The following is a 25,290-nucleotide window of genomic DNA, read 5'->3' as shown; positions in this document are numbered from 1 at the left end:
GCCCCTCCCCCGCGGGATAGGGGTAGGGGTTCAAAAGCAGTAAAGTCAAACTCCCTCAGATTACACAATCTACCTCCAAAAGAAACCGCTCACCCAACACGAGCCCAGACACCTCCGCTATGCCTACCCAGCCGACCTTACGTACCGATCGCCTTCTGTTGTCGCCGCTCGAAGTGGCCGATATTCCCCTCATTACGAAGTACGCCGCCAACAAAAATATTTCCCGGTACACCATGAACCTGCCGTATCCGTACGCCGAGGCCGATGCAGTTTTCTGGTTGAACCTCGCCAATACCGGCTACAAAAGTGGCACCCACCATATTTTTGCTATTCGTGCGCAAGAGGACGGCGCTTTTATGGGTGGCATCGGTCTGACGATGGTACCTGACGGGTGCCGTGCTACACTTGGGTACTGGATCGCGGAACCATTCTGGGGACAGGGCTTGGTAACGGAAGCGGCCCGGGAAATCGTTCGGTACGGTATCAGCGATTTAGATCTCAATAAAATCACCGCCACACACATTGCGGAGAACGTTGCCTCGGGGCGGGTTATGCAAAAAATAGGAATGTCCCTCGAAGGCGTTCTCCGGCAAGACATCCTCAAGGCAGGTACCTATCATGATCATGTTTGCTACGGCATCCTGTCCTCCGAGCTTCCACGGTGAACTCACTTTGCACCTGCGTCATCGCCCTTATTGTTCACCAGCTTCGGCGTCACTTCTTCGTTCTTTTCGTAGGCTTTTAACGCCCCCGCGGGCTGGGGTCGCACCTCATTTCTGTCTACCTCTACCATCTCCCTTCTCACCTTCACCGCGTGCTCATCGGGGATAATAGGGTTACCCTTCCACTGGGCCCAAACCTGGGTAAACTCAGCACCAAGGAAGAGAATCTGACTGTTGTAGTAAGTCCATACCAGCAGGGTGATCAGCGCACCGGCGGCGCCATAAGTGCTCGAGAAATCACTGTTACCGATGTAAAAGCCGATCAGGAAACGGCCCAGTCCGAAAAGCAGAGCGGTGAAGATAGCTCCCGCCCATAAATCCCTCCAGCGTGCCTGCGCGTCGGGCAAATAGCGGAACAGCAAAACGAAAATGAAAGCGGTCACTATGGTCGTTGCGGCCCAACTGGTGAAGCCGAGCATCAGAGAACTCAGAGCGGGGAAGAGCGCTCCGATCTGGTCCATAAAACCAATCACCAGGGCATTAATAACAAGGGTGATCATGAGCAAAAAGCCAAGTCCTACCACAAAGCCAAAGCTTAGCAGGCGCGTAAAAACGAAAGCGAGAATACCGTTCGTCGGAGTCGGCTGGATGTTCCAGATTTTATTGAGGCTGATTTTCAGGTTACCGAAAACACCGGTAGCAGCAAAGATGAGCGTTGCCACCCCGATGGTCGTCGCCAGTACTGTATCACCGGAAACATATGCGTTGCTGATGATCTCAGACAAAGAATTTGCGGCATCGCGGCCAAGGAGGCCTTCCATCTCGTCGTTCAAACGGCCACTGATGGCTTCCTGACCGAAAAAGTAACTGGCAACGGTGGTCGCCACTACCAACATGGGAGCAAAACTAAAAACCGTATAGTAGGCGAGTGCCGCGCCGAGGTTCAGCGCGTCATCGTCCATATACTGACTAATAACGTCCTTCGAAAAGGCAAAAATGCGTTTAAAGATGTTGGTTTCTTCCACGGATTAGGCTTTCCGTTGTAACGGAAGCCGGTGAATTCAGGTTCGGGTATCACGCCATAAACCAGGGAATATTGCCCCCTATTCACGACGCACTTCCTGACGGCCGAAACGTCGGACGTCCGCCCGCAGGTTCATAATGTGGCGGGCACGCAGGTGCAATACGGGTTGAAGAGCAATGTGAACGGCTGCGACTCCGGGTACCCTACCCTGCCAGTTCGGTAGATTCGGTTTCCTTGACGAGTAGCCACAACACGGCTGAAACGCCCAGTGTACCCGCCGCAATCCAAAAAATCAAAGACTTGTCGGATGCATGCTCAATGTATCCGCCAAGATTGGAAGCTATTATCTGAGGCAGCACAACGGAAAGGTTGAATAGCCCCATCATGAGTCCCATCCTGCGCTGATCGACGACTTCTGACATGATGGCGAAGGGAAGGCTCACAATAGCCGCCCAGCCCACGCCAACTACCGCCATGAGGACGAAGAAGGAAGTCACCGTTTGCCCGAGGTATACGATGAGCAGATAGCCGACGGCGCTTACGGCGATTGCCAAAGTATGGGTCTTCACCCGTCCGATCTTCTCAGCAATGGGTTCCAGCACCAACGCAGGAAGCAGGAAACCCACGGTATTGAGAATGGCAAAAGCAACTCCGATCGTAAAGCCGATATCATTGTTCTGTATGTCCGTCAGGGTTGCGTTGGAGTCGTATCCCATAATAACCTCTTTGATGTAGCCGAAGGTATAGATGAACATCGTCTGTACTCCCACCCACGTGAAAGCGTGCGCCAGACAGATTTTCAGAAATGCCGGCCAGTTGGTACCGCCGATCGGGACGGCATTGTCCGTCACGTGCGCATCGATGACATCCACGCCGACATCTGCGGCGGAAGCCACGCCGTCCTTCAGGTCTTCACCGTCAAGTTTTCGGGGTTCACTAATGAAAAAAGCAGGAAATACGGAGAAAAGAAAGACAATGACCGCGCCGGTATAGATAAGGAAGTAGTTGCTGACGAAAGCCCCGATCAGGTACGCAAGTACACCGAAGAACCCTGAGATGGTCTGCATCCAGGTGTAACCTTTTGTTCGTGCATCCCCAGCCGGCGTTACGTCGGCGATGATGGACCTGGCCGGATTGAAACTTATATTGATGGCAAGATCCAGCGTAAGGGCAACCGCAATTGCGATCCCGATGATGCTCTCTACGCCCAATGCCGTACCGATCACGCCCAGGTTGGGCAGTGCAAGAATCATCAGCGCGGCAATTATACCGCCAATGACGATGAACGGTCTGCGCCGGCCGCCCATGAACCATACATTATCCGATATGGCTCCGATGATCACCTGGCCGAGGATGCCGGCCACAGGACCAGCCAGCCAGACGTAACCGATTTCTTCGAGGTTGAGCCCGTATCTGGTGTTGAGAATCCAGCTTAGTGCGGCAATCTGCACGCAAAGCGCAAAGCCCATCGCTGTGGCAGGTAACGACAAAAGGGCATACGATGCCCGGGAGGGAGTTTGGTTTTTCACTACTTTCGAGTTTTGCTAAAATCAACTAAAAGTGAAGCTCCAGCGCCGGCACACTACTACCGGATTTGAACTTCAGGCCGGGAAGATAGCGCAAAGGCGACAACCACCGGGCCGGATCAGGGAAAAATGACAAATACGCCCTCCGTAAGAGCAGATCAGAGGCAAAAACCAAAAAGTATGACCGCCAGGCAGTATGTAAACCGGTGCTCTGTATCTTTGCCCCGCAAAACTATTGTCCATGTCTTCATCCACCGCTCCGAAAAGTTTTCTTCTGGTCACTGGCCTTATCCTTGTTGCTGCCGCCAGCAGACTGCTACCCCACTGGCCCAACTTTGTGCCTGTAGGAGCTATGGCGTTATTTGGCGCAGCTGCTCTACCTAAGCGCTGGCTGGCGGTCATCGTACCTGTTTTGGCCTTTTACCTGAGTGACCTGGCCCTCAACAACACCATTTATGCGTCGTACTACGAAGGCTTTTACTGGGGCATGAACTACTGGACTACCGGAGCAATCGTAGCGATGGCGGTTCTCGGCATGGGGCTGCTGCGTAACGTGAAATTCTCCTGGCTAAAGGTTGGCGGCGCAGCCGTTTCGGCAACCCTCCTCTTCTTTATCGTCACCAACTTCGGCGTTTGGGCCTCCGGGATGATGTACCCCAAGACCGGTGCCGGACTTATTGCTGCTTACGCCGCCGGACTTCCTTTTTTACTGAACAGCCTTGCCGCTAACGTCCTCTTTTCGGGTGTTCTGTTCGGCATTGCGCGGTACAGCGGCGTACCTACCGGCCAACCAGCTCTGGAGCACGCACGGTAATCGGTTAGCCTCCCGGTCAGGGAGCAGAGGAAATATTTCAGATGAGCTTCAGGCTACCTTTTTCAGCCTTTACGAGAGCCTCGAGTTCCTTGAGCCATGCATTGAACACCGGCAAAACCCGCCCGGCAACCGCGCGATTATCGGTAGTATCGCCCGCTTCGTTGGTAATCTCCTCGAGCCAGATGTTGGCCGAGGACTTGATTCTTACGCGGAGGTCTTCCTCCCAGTAAAACTCATCCATAAGGTCTTCATAGTCGAGACCGGGCCCAGGTAGGAGTTCCATCATTTTAAGCGCAGACCGGTGCTCAAGTTCATCGTCATGGTTTACAGGGGCAACGGTAATATCGTCTTCAAACTCAGCACCGCGGATATCCAGACCAAGGTACCGGACACGATTACGGAAGTACTTCGACTCCTCAACGTTGAGCAAACGCAGACGCTCCGTCTTGCGCTGCTCTATGCTCAGGTAGCGCTCTTTACCGTATTTCTCCAATAATGGCTCAATGCTCAAGTTGATATTTTCCTTGAAGGGTACAGCCACAAACATCCCGTACTCCTCCCCGATGCGGAGAAAAGCCTGTTCAAAAGCAACGATACGGTCGATGTATGTCTTCCGGTTTACCCTGATGGTAAGCTCGTAGGTGAAGACCGGACTTTCGGAAAGGTAGGAGGATAATGGTTTCTGCATGGCGCGAAGGTAGCACTTACAGCCGAGGGGCGACGCTCTGCGTCTCCGCTGCAACATCAACCGACCACCTTCACCTCTGGTGAATACTCGGGAGGGGCGACTACAAGTCGCGTAAACGAAGCGTAAGGTGCCCTTACAAAGCAAAAAACGCAGGCGAAGCTGAAGCTTCACCTGCGTTTTCAACGAAATCAAGAGCCGTGGCGGCAAGCAGAAAAGAGAAGCTTAACCAACCTTGCACCTGCGCCAGCGCCCGGAAAAATTATCCAACGGTAACCACCAGGTCATCCGTTTCGACGAGCGTTTTCTCCTTGAGCGCAATGCTCTGAACCTCTCCGTCGACCGGGCTGGTGATCGTGGATTCCATCTTCATCGCCTCGATAACGAAGAGAGGGTCTCCCGATTTAACCTGGTCGCCGACCTTTACGAGCACCTTGCTCAGGTTGCCCATCAGCGGGCTGCCCACCTGGCCAGCGCCAGCGGCTTTGACGTTACGCACAATTTCCTTCCCGGAGTTCCGGTCCTGCACCGTAATGCTGCGCGTCTGGCCGTTCAGGCTGAAGAAGACCAGTCGGTTACCCTGAGCGTCCGACTCGGTCATGTTCAGATACTTGATGGTAATCGTTTTGCCGGCACTCAGTCTTACCAGCACCTCTTCGTTCGGTTTCAGGCCGTAGAAGAATGCATGCGATGGAAGGTTTGCAACCTGCCCGTATGCTTCCTCGTGGGTGAAATAATCTGCGTAAACTTTCGGGTAAAGGAGGTAACTGAGCAACTGCTTATCGTCAGCCGGTGGTGTTCCGAACTGCTCGGTGTATTCTTTACGTGCCTCATCCCAATCGATCGGGTCGAGGTGGGCATTGGGCCGGTCGGTGTAGGGCTGTTCGTCCTTCAGTACCAGTTTCTGCACGTCGGTGTTGAAGCCTCCTTCGATCTGGCCGAGGTCTCCCCGCATGAGGTTTTTCACGCTGTCCGGGAAGTCGAGCTTCGCGCCTCTGCGGACAACATCTTCCGGGGTCAGGTTATTGCTGGTCATGAACATAGCCATGTCGCCAACTACCTTGCTGGAAGGTGTCACCTTGATCAAATTACCGAAGAGATCATTGGCCGCAGAGTAGTTCTTCCGGATGGTCGGGAACTGGTCTTCCAGGCCAAGCCCACGGGCCTGCGGGCGCAGGTTGGAGTACTGTCCGCCGGGAATTTCTGTGTCGTAGATGGTCGCAGTACCGGCCCGCAGTTCAGTCTCGAACGGGTAGTAGTAGCTCCGTACGGTTTCCCAGTAATCGGCGTACTGATTGAGCAACGGCAGGTTGACCGGGTTTTCCCGTTCGTGGCCCTGCATCATGGCCGCGATGGAGTTGTAGCCCGGCTGACTCGTCAGGCCGGAAAGCGGGTTGATCGCCACGTCCACTACATCCACTCCCGCTTCGATGGCCCGGAGGTAAGTCGCACTCTGGATGCCGGACGTATCGTGGGTATGGAGGTGAATGGGCAGGTCAACAGATTCCTTCAGCGCCTGAATGAGCTCGGTAGCGGCCAGCGGTTTCAGCAGGCCAGCCATGTCTTTGATACAAAGAATGTGCGCACCGGCATCTTCAAGCTGTTTGGCCAGTTTGGTGTAGTAATCTACCGTAAACTTCGTTTTTTTGGTATCGAGGATGTCGCCGGAATAGCAGATACACGCTTCGGCCAGGCTGTTGGTATTGTTGCGAACAGTGTTAATGCTCACTTCCATATTCTTCACCCAGTTGAGGGAATCGAAGATGCGGAAGAGATCGATCCCTCCCGTTTCACCGGTGATGTTCCCCTCTTCGTCGTGGATATCGAAACCGCGGGCCGCTTCCTCGATGAACTTCACGATCAGGTTGTCCGGGTATGCTTTGTAGCCAACCGCGTTACTGCCGCGCAACAGCATCTGAAAGATGGTATTTGGCATAGCCGTGCGCAGTTTCCTCAGTCGCCGCCAGGGGTCGGCGTGGAGGAACCGCATAGCGACATCGAAAGTTGCCCCACCCCACACTTCCATACTGAAGAGGTCGTGTGGTTGGTTCATAGCGTAGCTTCGGCCCACGTTGAGCATGTCCACCAGCCTCATCCGTGTGGCGAGAAGGCTCTGGTGACCATCCCTGAAGGTAGTATCGGTGTACTGAATTTTCTTTTCGTTCTTCAGCCAGTCGACGAAGCCATCCCGGCCCAGTTCCTGCAGCCGGTTACGGCTGCCTTTTGGCAGTTCTCCGAACTTATCGAAGGCCGGCACCTGCGGTTTCAGGAAGCTGCGTTCCGGATCGTAGTTTTTTACGTCGGGGTTGCCGTTGACGATCGTTTCGGCGAGGTAAGAAAGCAGGCGCGTTCCTCTGTCCCGGAACCCTTTCGGGGCCATCAGTTCGGGATGATCGGGGATGAAGCGGACCGTCGCTTTGCCTTTCTTGAAGTCATCGTTTTCCAACAGGTTGAGCAGGAAGCCGACGTTGGTTTTCACCCCGCGTACGCGGAACTCGCGCAGGGCGCGGTGCAAGCGGTCAGATGCTCCTTCCAGCGTCCGGCCGGAGCTGGTTACTTTCACGAGCAGACTGTCGAAGTAAGGAGAGATCACCGCGCCGGGGAAGGCCGAGCCTGCATCGAGGCGGATGCCCATACCCGAAGCGGAGCGGTAGGCAATCAGGGTTCCGTAGTCAGGCTTGAAGTCGTTCTCGGGATCCTCGGTGGTAACACGGCACTGAACGGCGAAGCCGTTGGCGACTACGTCGGATTGCTCGCGGATAAAAATCGTTTCGTGGCGCAGCGGGTAGCCCATCGTGACGAGGAATTGTGTGCGTACCAGGTCAATGCCGGTAATCTCTTCGGTGATGGTATGCTCTACCTGGATGCGCGGGTTCACCTCGATGAAGTAAATCGAGTCATCCTGATCTACGAGAAACTCGACAGTACCGGCGCAGTAGTAGCCTACTTCGCGGCCCAGCATCAGGGCGTAATCGTATAGTTTCTGTTTTACCGCTTTGCTCAGGTTAGGAGCAGGAGCCACCTCAACCACCTTCTGAAAACGACGCTGAACAGAGCAGTCGCGCTCGAAGAGGTGAACCAGGTTGCCGTGGCGATCACCCAGCAGCTGCACTTCGATGTGGCGCGGGTTCTCGATGAATTTTTCGAGGAAAATCGTTCCGTCACCGAAAGCCTTTTTGGCTTCGCTGGCGGCATCCACGACTTCTACCCGAAGGTCTTTTTCGTTGCGGACCACCCGCATGCCCCGTCCACCGCCGCCGGAGGCGGCTTTGATGATGACGGGGTAGCCGATTCTGGCCGCTTCGGAGGCTGCTACCTCGGGGTCGGAGATGTCTTTATCGCTGTCCTGGATCAATGGAACCCCAACCCGACGGGCCAGGTTTTTGGCGGCGACTTTATCGCCCAGCTGATCCATACTGTGTGGCGCAGGACCTACGAATTCAATACCTGCCTCGAGACATGCTCTGGCAAAATCTACATTTTCTGAGAGGAAGCCGTAACCGGGGTGAATAGCATCTACGTTCTTCTCCTTAGCCAGTTTTATGATGGCAGGAATATCGATGTACGGGCGCAGCGGCTCATCGTCGGGGCCAATCTGGTAGCTCTCGTCGGCTTTGTAGCGGTGAAGACTGTACCGGTCTTCGTAAGTGTAAATCGCTACGGTCTTTATCTTCAACTCACTGGCTGCCCGAAGGATACGAATTGCAATCTCGCCACGGTTGGCGACTAATATTTTTTTGAAACGAGTGATTGGGGGGACGGCCATAACTGAAATTTTGAGGGGTTAGGGCCAAGATAGTAAAGGAAGGTTTGGAAAGAAAGAGAAAACCTCCCTTCAACTTAGCTTTGGTGACCAACAATCTCTTTTTCTACGATTTTATATGGCGCGGACGCAGGTGCATGGTTCGGTTTGTTACTGCTCTGCCCTTCCTCCGCTACCCGGCACTTGCGTCCGCGCCGCCCGAATCACTCTTCCCGCCCCTGCAAATACCAACTGAGCAATCCGCCCAGAACGTCGACGGCGGTATGGATCAGGATAAGAGGCCAAAGCGTATTCGTACGCAGAAGGAAAAAGCCAAACAACACCGCCATCGCAATGATTTTCCCCACCGCCCGCCAGCCCTGGTAGATGTGCCCTACCCCGAACGCAATGGCTGGTCCCAGCAGAACCACCACCACCGCCCAGCCGGTATCGCCGAACAGCCCGGACAGGTAGTTGATCATGAAGCCACGGTACACTATTTCCTCCCCAACACCAGCCGCCAGGGCCAAAAAGAGAAAATGAAGGAACTGATAAGCGTTTACGGGCAGAAAGCCCAGCTTTTTGAACTCCTGCCGGGTCTCTTCCCTGCTTGCGGGGCTTCCGGCTTCGTAGTAAAGATCAAGCAGGTAAAGCACAAGAAACCCGACCAGCAGCAGAACTGCCGTCAGGTCGTACGGGAGTTTGCCCCACCCCAGACCAATCTCCGTGAGCGGACGGCCAGTCAGCAACCAGGTGACAACTACCGCAGCGGCCATTCCGTAGAGCAACAGGCCGTTGCTGTAATAAAGCCCGACTTTCATTTTCTCCGACCAGCGTATTGGGGTACCCTTACGTCTTCGGTTGCCGGTGACGAGAAGAATAACCGGCAGAACGATGCCGAGGAGCAGAAAGAGAATGTGGTCGGCCAGAGGCAAGAGCAAGTAGGATAAAAATGTAAAGGGTACGAGGGTTAACGTCGAGGTACAACGCCCGAAAGTAATACTAGGTTCCTTGCCCGGCTGATTTGAACAGCGAAATGACACAACCTGCTGTGCAAGGAAGCACGGGCCCGATCAATACCTGGCCAGCAATTCCCGCCGGTGCAGCAGGTATTCATCGCCGGCGTTGTACTTCAGGCCCTCCTCGACGTAGAAGCGGGCGCGGGCATAGTCTTCTGCGCGGAAGTAGTAATTGGAAGCAGCGATGAAGGCCGTCAGGGTCCAGATTTTACGGCTCTCGTTGATGGGAATATCAACCAGGGAATTGCGGAAGGTTCGCAGCGCATCTTCCCCTCCCGGACCGTTTTCTTCGGCAAAGACATCTCTCACCTTCCAGGCCAGTTCGCGCAGCAGCAGGTCTGCGAAGCGGTCTTGCCTGCGGATGAAGGGAAAATCCGTTGCGGCCGTCTCCACGGCCGAAGAAAAAGCCCTCCCCGTGGCGCGGCTGCGCCGCAACTGATCGATCACGATTTCCCCCAGGAGGTACTTCACCGTTTCGTTTTCAGGGTCTTCAGCGTAGAGGTTTTCGGCGATCCGCCGCGCTTCACTGATGTTGCCGTTGAGAAAGTGGTGGCTCAGGAGGCGGTATTTCTGAAGCCGGCTCATTTCTCCGGCCCATGTGATTTTGCCAGCGGGTGCGCGGTTGAGGTAATCGGCAAGGAGGTCGGCTGCTTCACCGATACGGCCCTCGGCGATGAGGAGACGCTGCTGTTCATCGAAGTGCTGTAAGAGTGCAGCAGGCAGGTATTTATTGTCAGGAGCTTCAGACCACTGCTGAAAGAGCGTGGGGATGTCGCCTTCTACTTCAGGCCGGTTGATGGCCTTTATCTGCAGTTCGGCTGCTTTGCGGAGCACCAGGAAAGCGGGACGATCCTCTTTAGAGAGCGCGTTTTCCAGCAGTTCCACCGCCAGGGTGTAGTCTTTGGCGCTGTACGCTGCCTGGGCGCGCCGGAACTGCATAAATGCGGTCAGCTGACCAAAGGACAGCTTTTTTTCCGGCTTGTAATAATAACGCTCGAAGAGCTCGTCTACCTCTTTGTTGCTCATGTTCGGCAAATCGGCCAACAGGGTGGCGCGCAACAGCTCGAGGTAATTGCGGCGAAAGGCGAGCTCGGCGTTGTCTTTGTGTTTTTGGTGACCGGGTTGGTACACAACGGTATTGACCCGGTCGGGATCGGCCACCAGGTATGCTTCCCAGTGATCGACGTAGCCTTCATACTCTACATCGAACTCTTCGAAAGCCAGAGCGGTGAGCAGCGCGGCCGTTGCGTCGTTATACCTTCCGGTCAGGAAGGCGTCGGCCAGGCGGGCGTCGGGAGCATAAACGCGCAGGTAGTCGTCTTCGAGCCTCGAACTTATTTTTTTGATCCTCTTTTTTATGGATTTCCGACCGACTTTGTCGTTCTCCAGCACGTCGAAAAGCAGGCTTACCCTTTGGTAAAGGAACTGGCGTTCGTTCACTGTTGGGGCATCGTCTCCCGGCAGGAGAAGACGCAGACGACTGCTGAGGGCGTCGGCCTGCAGGCTGGTCGTAAAGGCAAGTAAAAGGATAATCTGGAGATAACGCATTTCATTTAGTTGATCGTGGTCTGCTTTAAGACGGACAGGGTTACGTTTGGTTACTGCGGTCCGGTGGTCCGGTCCGGTTCCGACGCTGTGGCCCGCAGGGCCATCGGGTTTGCTCCTTCACGTTACTTTGTGGCCAGCGGGGCTCGGCAGCGGGTGCAAAGAAAGTTAAAATGCAACGTTCGTTGCTGCCCGCAAGAACCTGCCCGGGCACCTGCTGCCGAGCCATAATTACCGTAGTAAGCGGGCTACGTAAGTTACAACGTGCCCGGCGCTACATTCTTTCCCCGGCCTACTTGTACTTTTCTGTGTACAGTTTCGCGTGATGGTACACGTGACCGCTGATGATAAAACCGAGGGCCCGTACCGACGCCGAACCACCACTAACGGTTCCCATTCTTAACAGGTCCGGTTCGGTAAAACTCTTGAACAACGCAATAGTACCCGACCTTACCGTCCGGAACTCCTCGATCATATCCCGGAAGCGCCGGTCGGAAACGTCGGCAATGTCGGCGTAGTCATTCTGCTCGTAACCAGGCAGCGGAGTCTGGTCTCCCCGCGCAATGCGCAGGGCCCGCGTACTGAAAATCCGTTCGGTATCAATTATGTGCTGCAACGACTGAGCAATGGTCCACTTTCCCGGAGCGTAAGCGTAGCTCACCCGGTCTTCGTCGACGTGAATGAGGTAGTCCGTAAGCTGAGCGGCGCTCTCGTTCAGGGCCGTCATGATACCGAGGTCGCCTACATGCGCGACGTAGCCTGCATAAAAAGCGTTGAATTCATCGGGACGGAGGTCAGTTGTGCGTGACATAGGTGGTAATTTTTGGCGAAGTTACAGCGAAAGCAGAAAGCAGAAAGCAGAAAGCAGAAAGCAGAAAGCAGAAAGCAGAAAGCAGAAAGCAGAAAGCAGAAAGCAGAAAGCAGAAAGCAGAAAGCAGAAAGCAGAAAGCAGAAAGCAGAAAAAAATTGATGGGGGCCGGAACTCCAAATAAGAACCGGTTAAATTCTATTTTTTCTGCGCTCTGCTTTCCGCACTTTGATTTCCGTACTCCGTTTTCTGCACTCTGTTTTCTTATCTTGCCCCTAATTAACAATTAATCACCCCAGATCATGACAAACATCAAAGGCCCGGCGATTTTCCTTGCTCAGTTTATGGGCGACGAGGCCCCTTTCAACTCTCTCGACGGCATCTGTAAGTACATGGCCGACCTCGGCTATAAAGGCGTTCAGGTTCCGACCTGGGACAGCCGCCTGATCGACCTCGAAAAGTGTGCTTCTTCTAAAACTTACGCCGACGAACTCAAAGGCAAGGTCGCAGAGCACGGCCTGGAGATCACCGAACTGGCCAGCCACCTTCAGGGCCAGCTCGTTGCCAGCCACCCGGCTTACTACAAAATGTACGAAGGTTTCGCCCCGGCCGAAGTAGCCGGTAACCAAAAAGCCACCCAGGAATGGGCCGTACAGCAAATGAAATGGAACGCAAAGGCGAGCCAGAACCTCGGCATTTCCGCTCACCCTTCCTTTTCCGGCGCCTTACTCTGGCCTTACCTCTACCCCTGGCCACAGCGCCCCGCCGGCCTGGTGGAAGAAGCCTTCGGCGAACTCGCCAAACGCTGGACGCCCATCCTCGATGTATTCGATGAGTGCGGCGTAGACGTTGCCTACGAGCTCCACCCCGGCGAAGACCTCTTCGACGGCACCAGCTTCGAGCGCTTCCTGGAAGCAACCAATAACCACGCCCGTGTAACGATCAACTACGACCCGAGCCACTTCGTCCTCCAGTGCCTGGATTACCTCCAGTTCATCGATATCTACCACGAGCGCATCTCCGCTTACCACGTGAAGGACGCCGAGTTCAACCCCACCGGTCGCCAGGGTGTCTACTCCGGTTATTCCGGTTGGGCTGATCGCGCCGGACGCTTCCGCAGCCTCGGCGACGGGCAGGTCGACTTCAAATCCATCTTTACCAAACTCGCTCAGTACGGCTACGACGGCTGGGCCGTTTTGGAGTGGGAATGTGCCATCAAATCCAGCGCCCAGGGCGCGGCCGAAGGCGCGCCGTTCATCACCGATCACCTCATCCAGGTCACCGAGCGGGCCTTCGACGACTTCGCTGACGCAGGTACGGATGCGGAGACCAACCGGAAGATTTTGGGGCTGGGGTAAGGGTTGAGGGTCTCCGACCCGATAAATTCATCCTGTTTTTAAGGCACCCGGTTAAAACCGGTGCTGTGTAACGAAGCTCTTCGAACTGGTAAAGGGACCCCCTGGCCAGTTCGGAGGGCTTTTATCTTTGTGGTATGATTAGATTTATTGGGGCTGTTCTTATTGGGTTATTGTTGCTTACTTGTAAGCAAAAGGATGCTGTCTATTCAACTACTGAATGCTTCCAATTGCCTACTGGGACGCATTTGCCGAGATTGGCTAAAAGTCAAACTGAATTATGGCTTTCGTATGTTAACTCTTCAGGAAGCAATATTGATACTTTGGCAATCTATTCGTTTGATGGAAATCGATGGATGGGACCAGACTTAGAGATATACGGCGAAAACTGGTTCATCAACTGGGCCGATTTTCCGTCTGTTGTACCTGTCGATTCATTTATGGAGTCATCGTACTACTTCTACCACTGGCTACAGTATTCCGGTGAGGGGACTTATGATTACGATATAATGCACAATTTGCAATTCCCCTTTTCTTCTTCTCTCCCCGGGAAACTCCACCAGGACACAGTATCCGCCGAACACGGTTTCCTCTCTTCCGCCTCACTTCCCGGCGGTGGCTTACAGGTGAGCTGGCTGGATGGGCGGTTTACCAAGCAGGATACGGGCGCGGACGCAGGTGCAGGCGATGGTCACGACCACGGTCATGGTGCCGGCGGAGCGATGACCCTCCGGACGATCAGTCTTTTGTCCGATTCCACCAGCGTAGAACTCGACCACCGGGTCTGCGACTGCTGCAACACGGCTACGGTGGCCACCGACAGCCTTATCATGGTCGCGTACCGCGACCGCTCCGAGCACGAGATCCGCGACATCGCGTATGTGACCAAACCCACCTCCGGCAACGAATGGTCTACGCCCAAACTAGTGCATGCCGACAATTGGGAAATCAACGGCTGTCCCGTCAACGGCCCCGCGTTAGCCGCCAACGATGCCGGAAACATTGCCGTCGTTTGGTACACTGCACCTGCGGACCGCGCCCAGATCAACTTCGCCCGCTACAACCCCGTCACTAAAAACTTCAACGCCCCCACCCTGCTCGACGGTCAGGCACCGCTGGGCCGTGTAGACCTACAACTGGCCGAAGACGGCACTGCCTACGTCACCGGGCTCACCACAAAAGAAGGCTCCGATGACGCTTCGCTCACGCTCTGGACCATCTCTTCCGCCGGAGAAGTCAAACGGGAAGAACTAACAAAAACCTCCGCCGCCCGCTCCTCCGGCTTCCCGAAAATTGCTTTGTTCGAAAACAAACTCTACTGGGCCCGAACGGTGGTTGGCGCAGAGAAGGGAGAACAGTTCGTGGAGGTCTGCTGGCGGTGAATCAAGCGTCAGGAATCTCCACCCCTTCCGGCAAAAACGGAGATGCATCTCCCCCACCCTTAATGATCTCCCGCACGATCGTGGAACTGATGTGTGAGAACGCCGGTTGGCTGATCAGAAACACCGTCTCCAGCCCTTCCCCTACGATGTCGTTGAGTTGAGAGATCGTCTTCTCATAATCGAAATCGCTTGCGTTCCGCAAGCCACGGAGCAGGTATTTGGCGTCGATCTTGTTACAGAAGTGAGCCGTCAGACCTTCAAAACTAGCCACTTCTACTTTGGGTTCATCCGCAAAAACGGCTTGCAACCACTCCAACCGCTGTTCCAGCGGAAATAAATATTTCTTCTGGCTGTTGACACCTACGGCCACTACGATTTTATCGAATAAAGGAACGGCGCGGCGAACGAGTTCGGCGTGGCCGGTGGTGATGGGATCGAATGATCCGGGGAATACGGCGGTTTTCATGGGGGAAAGTTAAGGTTTACGGCCGAGGAGTTATACTCCGGACTGCGATCTCTGGAATTCGTCGTAAAACTCCTCAATCATTAACGTACCGCACCCTACCTTGTGGATCATGCAGCACGACCTCAACCACCCCCGCACCATGAACGGCTGGGCGCTTTTCGACTGGGCCAACTCGGCCTTCGCGCTCGTGATCACTACGGCTATCTTTCCGCCTTACTTCGAGACGGTGGTCGACGAAGAGTTTTCGGTGCTGGGCATCGGTTTCAGCAACAGTTCCTGGCTGGCCTTCACGATCAGTATCAGCTACCTCATCATTGCGGTGCTCTCGCCCCTGCTGTCCGGTATCGCAGATGCGGGCGGTCGGCGGAAGTTTTTTCTCCAGGTTTTCACCACGATAGGAGGTATTGCCTGCCTCAGCTTGTTCTGGTTCCAGGACATGAACGACCTTGCGCTGGGGACGTTCGGCTTCTCGTTGGGGCTCATCGGCTTCGCCGGAGGTTTGGTTTTCTACAACAGCTTTTTGCCCGTCATTGCTACTCCGGACCGGTTCGACAAGCTCAGCGCAAAAGGTTTTGCGATGGGGTACATCGGCTCGGTTTTGCTGCTCGTCCTCAACCTCGCGATGGTCCTCAAGCCAGAATGGTTCGGCATTCCGGATGCGGGCATGGCCACGCGGCTGGCCTTCGTTACTGTTGGCCTCTGGTGGTTACTGTTCGGCTATATCGCTTTCTCCCGCCTTCCGCAGGACCTGCGCAAAAAAAGTGCGGGCATCGCGGATGTCAGCCGTAAGGGCTGGGAAGAGTTCAAATCTGTGTGGCGCAGGGTGAAAGCTTCACCGCCAACGCTGCGGTTCCTCGGCGCTTTCTTCAGCTACTCTGCGGGCGTACAGACCGTGATTTTTCTGGCTTCGCTCTTTGCGGCAAAGGAGTTGGGTTTCGAGACCAGCGAATTGATTCAGGTTGTCCTGATCCTCCAGATCGTCGCCATTGGCGGCGCGTATTTGGCCGCGTCGGTGAGTAAGCGGTTTGGCAATAAAACAGCCATTTACTTCCAACTGGTAATCTGGTTCCTGATCTGCCTGGCGGGCTACTTCGTGCAGGGCAAAACGACTTTCTACGGCGTTGCCGCGGCGGTTGGCCTCGTAATGGGAGGCATCCAGAGTATGAGCCGGAGTACCTACGCCAAACTTATTCCCACAAGGGAGGACGTAACGAGCTATTTCAGTTTTTACGACATCCTCGAAAAACTGGCCATCGTTGGCGGCACTTTCATCTTCGCCCTGCTCGACCTTATTACTGGCAGTATGCGGCTCAGTCTGCTCGCCCTCTCCTTTTTCTTTGCCCTGGGAATGATCATCCTCTGGAAGTTTAAACTGCCCGAGCAGACCGCTGAGAATCCTGCAACAGACCTTTTTGGATGACCTTTTCACCAGGGCGCGGCCGCGGGATGCAATGGAGGCTTTTCAGAAGCAGTAATCCTCCATTCGGGAGCCTGAAGGTTACTGAATGGAGGTAGACCCACATAAAACCAAAAGCCCCACCTTCCATAATGGAAAGTGGGGCTTTTTGCATTTGTAAAAGAAGGGCAGAACCTATTCCTCTTCAGCTTCTGCGGCAGCAACTTCAGCCTTAGAAGCCATTGGCTTCTTGCTCAATTCTTTACTGCGCTTAGCTGCTTCTGCTTTCTTCTTAGCAGAAGCAGACTTAGCTGATTTCTTGGGCTGAATCATAACGTTCATCCGGCGTTTCTCCATCTTCGGCATGGCTTCTGCCTGGCCGAGATCTTCAAGCTCCTTCATGAAACGAAGCAGTAACAGTTCGCCACGGTCCTTGAACACGATGGAGCGGCCACGGAAGTGAACGTAGGCCTTCACCTTTGCACCGTCTTCGAGGAAGCCGCGCGCGTGGCGCACCTTGAATTCGAAATCATGGTCGTCGGTATTAGGTCCGAACCGGACTTCCTTAACTACGGTCTTTACCGTATTAGCCTTCAGTTCCTTTTCCCGCTGCTTTTGCTGGTAAAGGAATTTCTTGTAGTCGATAATTTTAACAACCGGTGGTTCAGCGTTTGGGCTGATCTCTACGAGGTCAAGATCAACTTCACGGGCCCACTGCTTCGCGCGGCGGGAATCATGAACCTGTCCCGGACCGATATTAAGGTTGAGCTCAGTTGAAATGTCAGCTACGTTGTCGCCCACCAGGCGTACCTCGGGGCTACGGATCATGTCATTGATCCGGTGTTTTGGTGCAGTATCTTCTCTGCGGAAAGTGCGTTTGCGGCCGCCGCCTTTACGTCTACCCAAAAAATTGTTGTGTTTAATGAAAAAAAGGGAGGATGCCGGAGGTCTTGTTTTCAGCCGTCCTCCGCAAGGGCTGCTCTCCTTAATAAAGAATTTATACGGGTATAAGTTCTGGAGTGTTAACAAAATTAAGGAGAAATCAGCGATTTGCGCCTGGAAATCAGCATTTACCGCAAAAAAGGCACCTTTTAGGACAACTGTTCTTCGCGTCAGGTTATCGTGCAGGGCGAAATAACCGGGGCGCTGAGACGTACAGAACCGATCTTCAGGTTCCTCTGCAGCTTATTTTGAGGTGTGTCCTTCGGCACTCAGGAGCAAGACCAGGCCCTGATTAACAGCACTATACCTCTGGCTGCAAAATAAAAACAGCCCCGGAATCAGCGTTGCTGTATCCGGGGCTGTTACGGTGATTCAAATCGTTACCGGTTGAACCTTACTGTTACTATTCAGAGGCAATTGCTGTCTCCTGCACAATCGTGAGTCCGTCACCTTCCTCATTCAGGTTAGCGACCAGTTTGGAGCCACCTTCGGGGTTGTTGTTGAGGATGAATTCGGCCAGCGGGTCTTCAATGTACTTCTGGATAGCACGGTGCAACGGACGTGCACCAAACTGAGGATCGAAACCTTTTTCGGCTACGAATTTCTTCGCTTCGTCGCTCAGCGTCATGGTGAATTCCAAACCGTCCAGGCGCTTGTAAAGATCAGCAAGCGCGATGTCGATGATCTTGAAGATGTTCTCCTGGTTGAGGCTGTTGAAGATAACCACGTCATCGATCCGGTTGAGGAACTCAGGAGAGAACGTCCGTTTCAGCGCGTTGTTGATTACGGCCTTGCTGTTCTCTTCTGCATTTTCGGTGCGGGCTTTGGTCGCGAAACCAACTCCCTGGCCGAAGTCCTTCAACTGGCGTACACCGATGTTGGAGGTCATGATGATCAGGGTGTTCTTGAAGTCTACCTTACGGCCCATGCCGTCGGTAAGTTGTCCGTCGTCGAGCACTTGCAGGAGGATGTTATAAACATCGGGGTGAGCCTTTTCGATCTCATCAAGCAGGATGACGCTGTAAGGCTTGCGACGAACTTTCTCGGTCAGCTGGCCACCTTCTTCGTACCCCACGTATCCGGGAGGCGCACCGATGAGGCGGCTGACGGAGAATTTCTCCATGTACTCAGACATGTCGATACGGATCAGGCTGTCTTCGCTGTCGAAGATATACTTCGCCAACACCTTGGCCAACTCAGTCTTACCGACACCAGTAGGGCCAAGGAAGATGAACGTACCGATCGGCTTGCTGGGGTCTTTAAGACCAACGCGGTTGCGTTGGATAGCCTTGGTTACCTTTTCGATGGCACTATCCTGACCAATCACCGCACCCTTCAGGTCTTCGGCCATTCCGACGAGTTTCTTGCTCTCGTTCTGAGCAACCCGGTTCACGGGGATGCCCGTCATCATGGACACTACTTCGGCAATGTCTTCTTCGTTGACGGGGTAACGGGCATTGCGGGATTCTTCCTCCCACTTCACCTGAGCCTCCTCGAGCGAACGCTGAAGTTTGCTTTCCTGATCGCGCAGATCGGCAGCTTTTTCGTACTGCTGGTTCTTGACGGCGTTGTTCTTTTCCACCTTCACCTCTTCGATCTGTACTTCGATCTCTTCGATGGATTTCGGTACAACGATGTTTTTCAGGTGAGTACGGGCTCCGACTTCGTCGAGAACATCGATGGCCTTATCGGGCAGGAACCGATCTGTGATGTACCGGTCGGAGAACTTCACACAAGCCTCGATGGCATCATCGGAATACTCCACGTGGTGGAAGTCTTCGTACTTCGCCTTGATGTTATTGAGGATGTGTACAGCTTCCTCTGCACTCGGCGGGTTGACGAGCACTTTCTGGAAGCGACGATCGAGCGCGCCATCTTTTTCGATGTGCTGGCGGTATTCATCCAGCGTAGATGCACCGATGCATTGGAGCTCACCCCTTGCCAGGGCAGGCTTAAAGATGTTGGAGGCATCCAACGATCCGGTTGCGCCACCGGCACCAACGATGGTATGGATTTCATCGATGAACAGGATCACGTCGCGGCTTTTTTCGAGCTCGGTCATAATCGCTTTCATCCGTTCTTCAAACTGGCCCCGGTACTTGGTACCGGCTACCAGTGCTGCCAGATCGAGCATCACGATGCGCTTATCGAAGAGGGTTCGGCTGACCTTCTTTTCCTTGATCCGCAGGGCGAGACCTTCAACGATGGCGGTTTTACCGACACCGGGCTCACCGATCAGGATCGGGTTGTTCTTCTTGCGGCGGCTCAGGATCTGGCTGACGCGCTCGATTTCAGTTTCCCGGCCAATAATCGGGTCGAGTTTATCACCGTCGGCAAGGGCGGTAATATCGCGGCCGAAATTATCGAGTACCGGAGTACGGCTCTTGTTGTTGCCGGCGCCCTTGCGCTGGCCACCCTGAAAGCCGCGGCCCTGATCGCCGTCGTCTTCATATTGTTCTTCTTCCCCCGGCGTCTCGTTGAGCGGGAGGTTGATGTCTTCGGTAAAATCTTTTTCGTCTTTCACGTAATCAAGTTCAGCTTTGTAGATGTCGTACTCCACCTCAAACTGGCCCAGAATTTTGGTTGCGGGCAGTTCCTTGTTACGGAGGATGGACAAGATTAGATGTTCGGGGCTGACCACTGAGGTTTTCAGTGCTTTCGCTTCAAGAAAAGTGACCTTCAGTACACGGTCAGCTTTGTCGTTAAGTGGCAACTGCGAAATAGTATGGCCACTTGCCTGCCCACCGTTGCGGTGAACATTCTGGCGGATGGTGTCCTTCAGAGCCTGAATATCCACGGAAAGATTTTTCAGTACGCGGGCAGCCAGGGTATCGGGCATAGACAGCACACCGAGCAAAAGATGTTCAGGGCCCACATAGGCGTGCCCCATCTTTTCGGCTTCCATCTTCCCCCGGGCCATGGCCTTTTTTATTTCAGGGTTGAATTCTCTTTGGCTAGGATTCATTTTAATAAATTTTCTTGTTTCGTATCAGGCCTACTAAAGGCCACAGTCTTTGAACCCGTGCTTACATACGTAGTATTGATAGCTTTTGGGTGGCGCGGCCGCAGGTGCAACGTCGGAACGTTGAAGCAAAGTTTGGCGAACGAGACCTAAATGTAAGGTCTAAAGAGGAATAACCGTGCCATCGCACTGACCTGACAAAAATACCTGACATATCGCCGTCGCATTTCTCTCTCCAATAAAAAGAACGTGTTCCGGGTTAGTTGGTTGTGGTAAAGCTGAACTCAAAGCCATTTTTAAGGGTTTCGTAAATTGGCAGCGGGATAAACCAGCCATATGGCACGTTTTGTGCTCTCTAAAAATACTAATACCACGCAAACACTACCTTTGCGAAAAATAATAACGTATGAAATTCAGTATCGACAAACAGGAACGCTACACCCTCATTAAGCCTCTGGAAGAAAACCTCAACTCCGCAGTAGCTCCTAAGCTCAAGTCAGAGTTCGTGATTCTGGCCAATGAAGGCATCACTAACCTTATCCTCGACCTTAGTGACGTTCACTACGTTGATAGCTCGGGCCTTAGTGCCATTCTTACCGCCCGCCGCCTGTGGAGCAACCTCGGTACTTTCGTTGTTACCGGAGTAGATCACCCTGCCGTAAAGCGACTGGTTGAAATCTCCAAAGTAGATTCCGTTCTTACTATCCTTCCTACCGTTTCGGAAAGCTCCGACTTCATCATGATGGAAGAGCTTCAGCGTGACCTTCAGAGCGAAGGTGAGGAGTAATAGTTTGTTAGCCCGTTAGTTCGTTAGTCTGTTGGAGCTCTTGCTGCAACTTTTTGAAGGGCTAACGAACTAACTGCCTAACAGACTAAACTATGCGTTTCGAACTCATCCTCCTCGGCACCTCCGGAGGAGCACCAACAGCCGTCCGGAATTGTTCCGCCGCCATGCTGCGCACGGAGACAACGGACGTACTTATTGACTGTGGTGAAAACACCCAACGCCAGTTACTGAAAGCAGGACTGGGCATGGGGAGAGTTTCCGACATTCTGATCACCCACCTCCACGGCGATCATTATTTCGGGTTAGCTCCCTTGCTTTCCTCACTATCCATGCAGGGCCGCTCCAGGCCGCTTTCTATTACCTCCCCTTTGCACCTGCGGCCGCGCCTCGAAGCGCTGCTTGAACTGGACAAGTACCCGCTCAGCTACGATCTGATTTTTCATACCGTGTGCGCTGAAGCACCCGTTCAGCTGCCTGGCACCGGTGATCTCGAAATCTTCGCCTTCCCGCTTCAACACCGGATCGAGACCAATGGCTATCTCCTGCGCGAAAGGCAACGGGAAGCCAACATCCGCAAAGAAGCGATTGCGAAATACGACCTCCCCTACACTGCAATAAAGGCCATTAAGGCAGGTGCCAACCACGTACTTCCCGACGGGACAGTAATCCCCAACGCTGATTTGGTCTCCCAACCTCCCCCACCCCGTAGCTACGCGCATTGTTCCGATACTGTATACTTTCCGGAGCTCGCCGGGTATGTTGCAGGGGTGAATTTGCTGTACCACGAAGCTACGTTTCTTGAAGACATGGCCGAGGATGCTGCCCTCAAGGGGCATTCCACCGCCAAAGACGCTGCACGTACCGCCCTTGCGGCCGGGGTTGGGCAACTCGTACTCGGGCATTACAGCACGCGCTACGAATCATCGGCAGGACACGAAAATGAAGCCCGAAAGGTATTCCCCAATACGGTTGCGGCCGATGACCTTTACCGCTTCACGGTTCCTTTTCAGAGCAGATGATGTGGCAAAACACTCCGCTCTCTGGTTTAGTCCACCCGGTAGTTAAATTGCCCTTCTCCTGTTTCCACTTCTCCCGTTAGCGGATTGGTTACCACAACCTTTGTCTTTAGCCTGTGGTCCCCGCGTTTTCCTGCCGGAGCTTTGAACACCGCGATACCGTCCAGGCCAATTTCGAGCTCCTGGCCACCGACCGTAAGCTTCACGTTCGCCGGGTCAAGGGCGTTGCTGTAACTACCAATTGCCACCCGGGCGTTGAGGGAATCTCCACGCTCGTAGGCGCAGCGATCAGACATAAAGAGGGGAAAGAACTGATCGAAAACATACACTCTGCTGCAGGTTATCGACATAGCATCCAGAAGGATATCCTTGAGATAGTCAAGTGTTATCATCTGCGCCATATCGCGTTGCAAGGCAGGAGGTAATTGATGGGGGATTACGGTCAGGTCATCGAGCGAGATCACCGCTGAATCCTCAATTTTGCCGCATTTATATTTAGCGTCGTCTTCGCTCAGGTCCATAGACAGGTGATGCTCCGTCATCATGGCGACGTAATCCGAAGAGACTGCTTCGATCAGCGCAAGGGCTTGTTTTCTAAAGTCATTATCATTGTCGTCATTTGTCAATTCGTCGTAGGCCGCATAGTTCTTAAGGACGAAATGTAGCAGTGGCGCAAACCGCGCTTTACTACCATCCCTCATCAATTCCTCGTAGCTCCTGATTTGCATCTCCAGCATTTCTTCCTGATTAGCGATGGCTGCTTGGTTAGTCGCGCTGAGGCTTGCCGACAGCTTCGTTAGTTCCTCGTTGCGTTCGTAACGCTGCCAGGCGTACACAGCGCAGAACTGGACCAGAAGTAAAGAGATAAAAATCAAGGCGTAGCGGCGGGGCATGGGCAGGTGGAATTTTGCTGATTCAACGGTGCCAGCGAACTTGATGTTGCCGCGTTAACAGAGTTTGGGGAACAGCCGGTTAGCAGGGGCATCAAACCGGGTTTGCACATGCTACGCCAGGCCCCAAAGTCATTCACTTCATTGGCGTAGGGTTCAACCCTCTGAAGTAGCGTTTTGCGCGGCGTAATGATCGCAATACTCCCGTACGATGCACACCTGACAGTTCGGTTTACGCCAGTGACAGACTTTCTGGCCGTGCCGCATAAACCCCTGGTGACTGTCGTACACCCTTTGGCCGTCCCAATCTTCGGGGATGAAAGCCTGCAGGATGCGGGCTGTTTTGTCCAGGCTTGATTTTGCCGGCACCAGGCCCAGCCGCAGGGCTACCCGATGGTGGTGGGTATCGACCACCAGAGCTGGCATTCTGAGGTGGCTGAAGCTCAATACTGCCGCACTGGTTTTAGCGCCAACACCGGGAATGGCCTCGAGCCACGAACGGGCTTCCTCCACGCTCACTTCGTGCAGTCCTTCAAGGCTGAGTTCCCCCATGTTGCGGGCTGCGACTTCGCGCAGCGCCTGCTGAATTCGCGGCGCTTTTACCTCCGGGAAGGTGACGCCCCTGATGGCTTCCTCAACTTCGTCGGTCGGAGCTTCGATTACCTCCTCCCAGGTAGCAAACCGCTCTTTCAGGTTCAGATAAGCCACTCGGGTTACGGCGTTCCTGGTGCGGTGCGACAGCATTGCGCTGACCAACTCACTCAGCGGGTCGCGGTAGCTGAAAGGAATGAAGGGCGCGCCGTAATGCGCGGCAAGAATTTCATCAATAAGCAAGGTTTTTTCCTGGGGCGTCACTTTTTTAGAGTTATAAAGCGAGCCCGCGCAGCTGCGTTCGTTACGCCGCTGCCATTTATCTTGTGTTTTAATACTGAATACTTATGATTTTCTTTATCCGTGCTTTTGTTCTTGCATTGCTCTCTGTTCTGACACCCTGCACCTGCGCCCGCGCCCAAATCGTGAATATCGAAGACAAGCGTAAGGCCCTGGACTCCCTGGGCTGGTTCGGGCAGCTGGACGTAAACGGAAGCCTCACCAAAAACAACAACACCGTTATCACCGTAGGCGGGGCTTTACGCCTCGACCGGCTGGGGCAGCGGGGTAATGTCCTTTTTCTCAGCGATTATAAACTCGTACAGGTCAGCGGTGATAACGCAACCAACGCCGGGTTCCTGCACGCGCGGTACGGCTGGGAGATAAAGGATGGATGGCGCTGGGAGACTTTCACCCAGGTGCAGTACAACGAGCAGCTACGCCTCAATCTCCGCTTTCTGGTGGGAAGCGGCATCCGGAGGAGGCTCTACCGTAACGGACAATCGCGCGCCTACCTCGGCGTCCTATACATGCACGAATACGATGAAATGACCGATTCTGAAATCGTGTACCGCGACCACCGGATGAGCAATTACTTCACCATCCGGGCCCAGCTGACGCCCACAATTTCGCTGGCGAGCACCAGCTATTATCAGCCGCGCCTTCCCGATTTTACCGTCCCCCGTATTTCTTCGGTGGCTAGTGTTGCCGTGACTTTCAGCAATTCCCTGCGGTTCACATCAAATTTCTCCCTGACCTACGATGAGCGCGTGAACCGGGATTTCCCCGAGGTTCCGGCAACGGTTTTCACGTGGCTAAATGGTCTGCGGATTATTTTCTGACCGGCTCCCCGGCAGTATCATGGCCTTCGGCATCCGAAGGTGCGACCGGCTTTTTCTTCTCTTCCACCCGCTGCGCAGCGATAGCCATCAGCTCGTCGATGCCTTCGGCGGGATCTGCCACCGGCCTGCGTTCCATTTTGCGAACTGCACGGGCGCTTCGCCACTCTTTCCTGGCGAGAAAGAACAGGAAGAAAGCCGGGACTCCCGGAGCGAAAGACTCAATGGTCATGTTCTTTCCGTCGGTGAAGTAATAATAAGCTGCAACCGCCAGAAAGGAGGCGAAAGTCAGGCTGAAAAGACCGAAAATAGCGAAGTTGATGTAATGCTTGCGGGAGGATCTTGCCACGGGATGATAGTATGGTTAGCGATGCATTTATACCGGAAACGAAGTGGTTTGGGACAATTAGCGCGCCGTTAGCGTGGTGGCTGGTAAGGCGCTGAAAGCCGCGCCTGGCCTGAGCCAGGTAAGGTTTTCAGCAACGCCGCCAGGCGCCGCGATAACAAGCGATAAAGTCCCAAACCACTTTGGTTCCGGTATATACAGGCAAACAATACGG

21 protein-coding genes are annotated in these 25,290 nt (G+C 54.0%); 8 read left to right on the top strand and 13 right to left on the bottom strand.

Annotated elements, in window-relative coordinates; translation table 11 throughout:
• The first annotated feature begins 119 nt into the window (after positions 1 to 119).
• Positions 120 to 665: a GNAT family N-acetyltransferase gene (locus tag FUA23_RS01790; RefSeq protein ID WP_147928990.1), complete on the top strand. Its 546-nt coding sequence runs from the start codon at positions 120 to 122 to the stop codon at positions 663 to 665.
• A gap of 2 nt (positions 666 to 667) precedes the next feature.
• Here the strand turns inward: FUA23_RS01790 and FUA23_RS01785 are convergent, their stop codons facing one another.
• Positions 668 to 1,687, bottom strand: coding sequence for a YihY/virulence factor BrkB family protein (locus FUA23_RS01785; protein WP_147928989.1), 1,020 nt, complete (start codon positions 1,685 to 1,687; stop codon positions 668 to 670).
• 202 nt (positions 1,688 to 1,889) lie between these two features.
• Entirely contained in the window at positions 1,890 to 3,155 is a 1,266-nt protein-coding gene (locus FUA23_RS01780; protein WP_147929100.1) for an MFS transporter, read from the bottom strand.
• Positions 3,156 to 3,453: 298 nt separating this feature from the next.
• Between FUA23_RS01780 and FUA23_RS01775 the strand changes: the two genes are divergently transcribed.
• Positions 3,454 to 4,026: a DUF6580 family putative transport protein gene (locus FUA23_RS01775; protein WP_147928988.1), complete on the top strand. Its 573-nt coding sequence runs from the start codon at positions 3,454 to 3,456 to the stop codon at positions 4,024 to 4,026.
• Between the two features lie 37 nt (positions 4,027 to 4,063).
• On the opposite strand, the gene FUA23_RS01770 is transcribed toward FUA23_RS01775, so the two are convergent.
• The 5 genes from FUA23_RS01770 to FUA23_RS01750 all read right to left on the bottom strand — a co-directional run bounded on the left by FUA23_RS01770 (position 4,064) and on the right by FUA23_RS01750 (position 11,828).
• Positions 4,064 to 4,714 carry a hypothetical protein gene (locus FUA23_RS01770; RefSeq protein WP_147928987.1) on the bottom strand — a complete coding sequence of 217 codons (651 nt, stop codon included), beginning with the start codon at positions 4,712 to 4,714 and terminating at the stop codon, positions 4,064 to 4,066.
• A gap of 259 nt (positions 4,715 to 4,973) precedes the next feature.
• Positions 4,974 to 8,477 (bottom strand): pyruvate carboxylase, encoded by a 3,504-nt coding sequence (locus tag FUA23_RS01765; protein ID WP_147928986.1) that lies wholly within the window; start codon positions 8,475 to 8,477, stop codon positions 4,974 to 4,976.
• A 200-nt stretch (positions 8,478 to 8,677) separates the two neighbouring features.
• The gene (locus FUA23_RS01760) at positions 8,678 to 9,394 is read right to left on the bottom strand and encodes a CPBP family intramembrane glutamic endopeptidase (RefSeq protein WP_147928985.1); all 717 of its coding nucleotides are present in this window, start codon (positions 9,392 to 9,394) and stop codon (positions 8,678 to 8,680) included.
• Between the two features lie 132 nt (positions 9,395 to 9,526).
• Complete coding sequence (locus FUA23_RS01755) at positions 9,527 to 11,020, bottom strand: hypothetical protein (protein WP_147928984.1); 1,494 nt, start codon at positions 11,018 to 11,020, stop codon at positions 9,527 to 9,529.
• A gap of 289 nt (positions 11,021 to 11,309) precedes the next feature.
• Positions 11,310 to 11,828, bottom strand: coding sequence for a DinB family protein (locus tag FUA23_RS01750; protein ID WP_147928983.1), 519 nt, complete (start codon positions 11,826 to 11,828; stop codon positions 11,310 to 11,312).
• A gap of 299 nt (positions 11,829 to 12,127) precedes the next feature.
• Here FUA23_RS01750 and FUA23_RS01740 point away from each other — a divergent pair, with 299 nt between their 5' ends.
• Positions 12,128 to 13,183 carry a sugar phosphate isomerase/epimerase family protein gene (locus FUA23_RS01740; protein WP_147928982.1) on the top strand — a complete coding sequence of 352 codons (1,056 nt, stop codon included), beginning with the start codon at positions 12,128 to 12,130 and terminating at the stop codon, positions 13,181 to 13,183.
• Positions 13,184 to 13,536: 353 nt separating this feature from the next.
• Positions 13,537 to 14,562, top strand: coding sequence for a hypothetical protein (locus tag FUA23_RS01735; protein ID WP_147928981.1), 1,026 nt, complete (start codon positions 13,537 to 13,539; stop codon positions 14,560 to 14,562).
• A 1-nt stretch (position 14,563) separates the two neighbouring features.
• Here the strand turns inward: FUA23_RS01735 and coaD are convergent, their stop codons facing one another.
• Positions 14,564 to 15,028, bottom strand: coding sequence for a pantetheine-phosphate adenylyltransferase (gene coaD, locus FUA23_RS01730; protein ID WP_147928980.1), 465 nt, complete (start codon positions 15,026 to 15,028; stop codon positions 14,564 to 14,566).
• Between the two features lie 109 nt (positions 15,029 to 15,137).
• Between coaD and FUA23_RS01725 the strand changes: the two genes are divergently transcribed.
• A complete protein-coding gene (locus FUA23_RS01725) occupies positions 15,138 to 16,448 on the top strand; it encodes an MFS transporter (protein ID WP_147928979.1) in 1,311 nt (436 codons plus the stop codon).
• Between the two features lie 171 nt (positions 16,449 to 16,619).
• Here the strand turns inward: FUA23_RS01725 and infC are convergent, their stop codons facing one another.
• Both infC and FUA23_RS01715 read right to left on the bottom strand, forming a co-directional pair.
• Complete coding sequence (gene infC / locus FUA23_RS01720; protein ID WP_222706977.1) at positions 16,620 to 17,330, bottom strand: translation initiation factor IF-3; 711 nt, start codon at positions 17,328 to 17,330, stop codon at positions 16,620 to 16,622.
• Between the two features lie 439 nt (positions 17,331 to 17,769).
• Complete coding sequence (locus FUA23_RS01715) at positions 17,770 to 20,331, bottom strand: ATP-dependent Clp protease ATP-binding subunit (protein WP_187270847.1); 2,562 nt, start codon at positions 20,329 to 20,331, stop codon at positions 17,770 to 17,772.
• Positions 20,332 to 20,734: 403 nt separating this feature from the next.
• On the opposite strand from FUA23_RS01715, the gene FUA23_RS01710 reads away from it, so the two are divergent.
• Both FUA23_RS01710 and FUA23_RS01705 read left to right on the top strand, forming a co-directional pair.
• Complete coding sequence (locus FUA23_RS01710; protein WP_147928978.1) at positions 20,735 to 21,115, top strand: STAS domain-containing protein; 381 nt, start codon at positions 20,735 to 20,737, stop codon at positions 21,113 to 21,115.
• 92 nt (positions 21,116 to 21,207) lie between these two features.
• A complete protein-coding gene (locus tag FUA23_RS01705; RefSeq protein WP_147928977.1) occupies positions 21,208 to 22,134 on the top strand; it encodes a ribonuclease Z in 927 nt (308 codons plus the stop codon).
• 26 nt (positions 22,135 to 22,160) lie between these two features.
• On the opposite strand, the gene FUA23_RS01700 is transcribed toward FUA23_RS01705, so the two are convergent.
• Both FUA23_RS01700 and FUA23_RS01695 read right to left on the bottom strand, forming a co-directional pair.
• Positions 22,161 to 23,024 carry a hypothetical protein gene (locus FUA23_RS01700; RefSeq protein WP_147928976.1) on the bottom strand — a complete coding sequence of 288 codons (864 nt, stop codon included), beginning with the start codon at positions 23,022 to 23,024 and terminating at the stop codon, positions 22,161 to 22,163.
• A gap of 153 nt (positions 23,025 to 23,177) precedes the next feature.
• On the bottom strand, positions 23,178 to 23,876 hold the full coding sequence (locus tag FUA23_RS01695; protein ID WP_147928975.1) for an endonuclease III domain-containing protein: 699 nt from the start codon (positions 23,874 to 23,876) through the stop codon (positions 23,178 to 23,180).
• Between the two features lie 83 nt (positions 23,877 to 23,959).
• On the opposite strand from FUA23_RS01695, the gene FUA23_RS01690 reads away from it, so the two are divergent.
• Complete coding sequence (locus tag FUA23_RS01690; RefSeq protein WP_147928974.1) at positions 23,960 to 24,733, top strand: DUF481 domain-containing protein; 774 nt, start codon at positions 23,960 to 23,962, stop codon at positions 24,731 to 24,733.
• On the opposite strand, the gene FUA23_RS01685 is transcribed toward FUA23_RS01690, so the two are convergent.
• The gene (locus FUA23_RS01685) at positions 24,723 to 25,079 is read right to left on the bottom strand and encodes a hypothetical protein (RefSeq protein ID WP_147928973.1); all 357 of its coding nucleotides are present in this window, start codon (positions 25,077 to 25,079) and stop codon (positions 24,723 to 24,725) included. The two genes, FUA23_RS01690 and FUA23_RS01685, sit on opposite strands and share 11 nt — an antisense overlap.
• Positions 25,080 to 25,290 lie beyond the last annotated feature (211 nt).

This window comes from Neolewinella aurantiaca, assembly GCF_008014675.1.
Classification (GTDB): Bacteria; Bacteroidota; Bacteroidia; order Chitinophagales; family Saprospiraceae; genus Neolewinella; species Neolewinella aurantiaca.
Note: the sequence above shows the minus strand (reverse complement) of the source record. Positions and strands in the feature narration are given on the sequence as shown.

What these genes read in the sequence shown, in the direction of transcription:
- FUA23_RS01790 (WP_147928990.1), top strand. Translation starts at nt 120, where the DNA reads ATGCCTACCCAGCCGACCTTACGTACCGATCGCCTTCTGTTGTCGCCG.
- FUA23_RS01780 (WP_147929100.1), bottom strand. Translation starts at nt 3,155, where the DNA reads ATGGGCTTTGCGCTTTGCGTGCAGATTGCCGCACTAAGCTGGATTCTC.
- FUA23_RS01775 (WP_147928988.1), top strand. Translation starts at nt 3,454, where the DNA reads ATGTCTTCATCCACCGCTCCGAAAAGTTTTCTTCTGGTCACTGGCCTT.
- FUA23_RS01770 (WP_147928987.1), bottom strand. Translation starts at nt 4,714, where the DNA reads ATGCAGAAACCATTATCCTCCTACCTTTCCGAAAGTCCGGTCTTCACC.
- FUA23_RS01765 (WP_147928986.1), bottom strand. Translation starts at nt 8,477, where the DNA reads ATGGCCGTCCCCCCAATCACTCGTTTCAAAAAAATATTAGTCGCCAAC.
- FUA23_RS01755 (WP_147928984.1), bottom strand. Translation starts at nt 11,020, where the DNA reads ATGCGTTATCTCCAGATTATCCTTTTACTTGCCTTTACGACCAGCCTG.
- FUA23_RS01750 (WP_147928983.1), bottom strand. Translation starts at nt 11,828, where the DNA reads ATGTCACGCACAACTGACCTCCGTCCCGATGAATTCAACGCTTTTTAT.
- FUA23_RS01740 (WP_147928982.1), top strand. Translation starts at nt 12,128, where the DNA reads ATGACAAACATCAAAGGCCCGGCGATTTTCCTTGCTCAGTTTATGGGC.
- FUA23_RS01735 (WP_147928981.1), top strand. Translation starts at nt 13,537, where the DNA reads ATGGGACCAGACTTAGAGATATACGGCGAAAACTGGTTCATCAACTGG.
- coaD (WP_147928980.1), bottom strand. Translation starts at nt 15,028, where the DNA reads ATGAAAACCGCCGTATTCCCCGGATCATTCGATCCCATCACCACCGGC.
- FUA23_RS01725 (WP_147928979.1), top strand. Translation starts at nt 15,138, where the DNA reads ATGCAGCACGACCTCAACCACCCCCGCACCATGAACGGCTGGGCGCTT.
- FUA23_RS01715 (WP_187270847.1), bottom strand. Translation starts at nt 20,331, where the DNA reads ATGAATCCTAGCCAAAGAGAATTCAACCCTGAAATAAAAAAGGCCATG.
- FUA23_RS01710 (WP_147928978.1), top strand. Translation starts at nt 20,735, where the DNA reads ATGAAATTCAGTATCGACAAACAGGAACGCTACACCCTCATTAAGCCT.
- FUA23_RS01705 (WP_147928977.1), top strand. Translation starts at nt 21,208, where the DNA reads ATGCGTTTCGAACTCATCCTCCTCGGCACCTCCGGAGGAGCACCAACA.
- FUA23_RS01700 (WP_147928976.1), bottom strand. Translation starts at nt 23,024, where the DNA reads ATGCCCCGCCGCTACGCCTTGATTTTTATCTCTTTACTTCTGGTCCAG.
- FUA23_RS01690 (WP_147928974.1), top strand. Translation starts at nt 23,960, where the DNA reads ATGATTTTCTTTATCCGTGCTTTTGTTCTTGCATTGCTCTCTGTTCTG.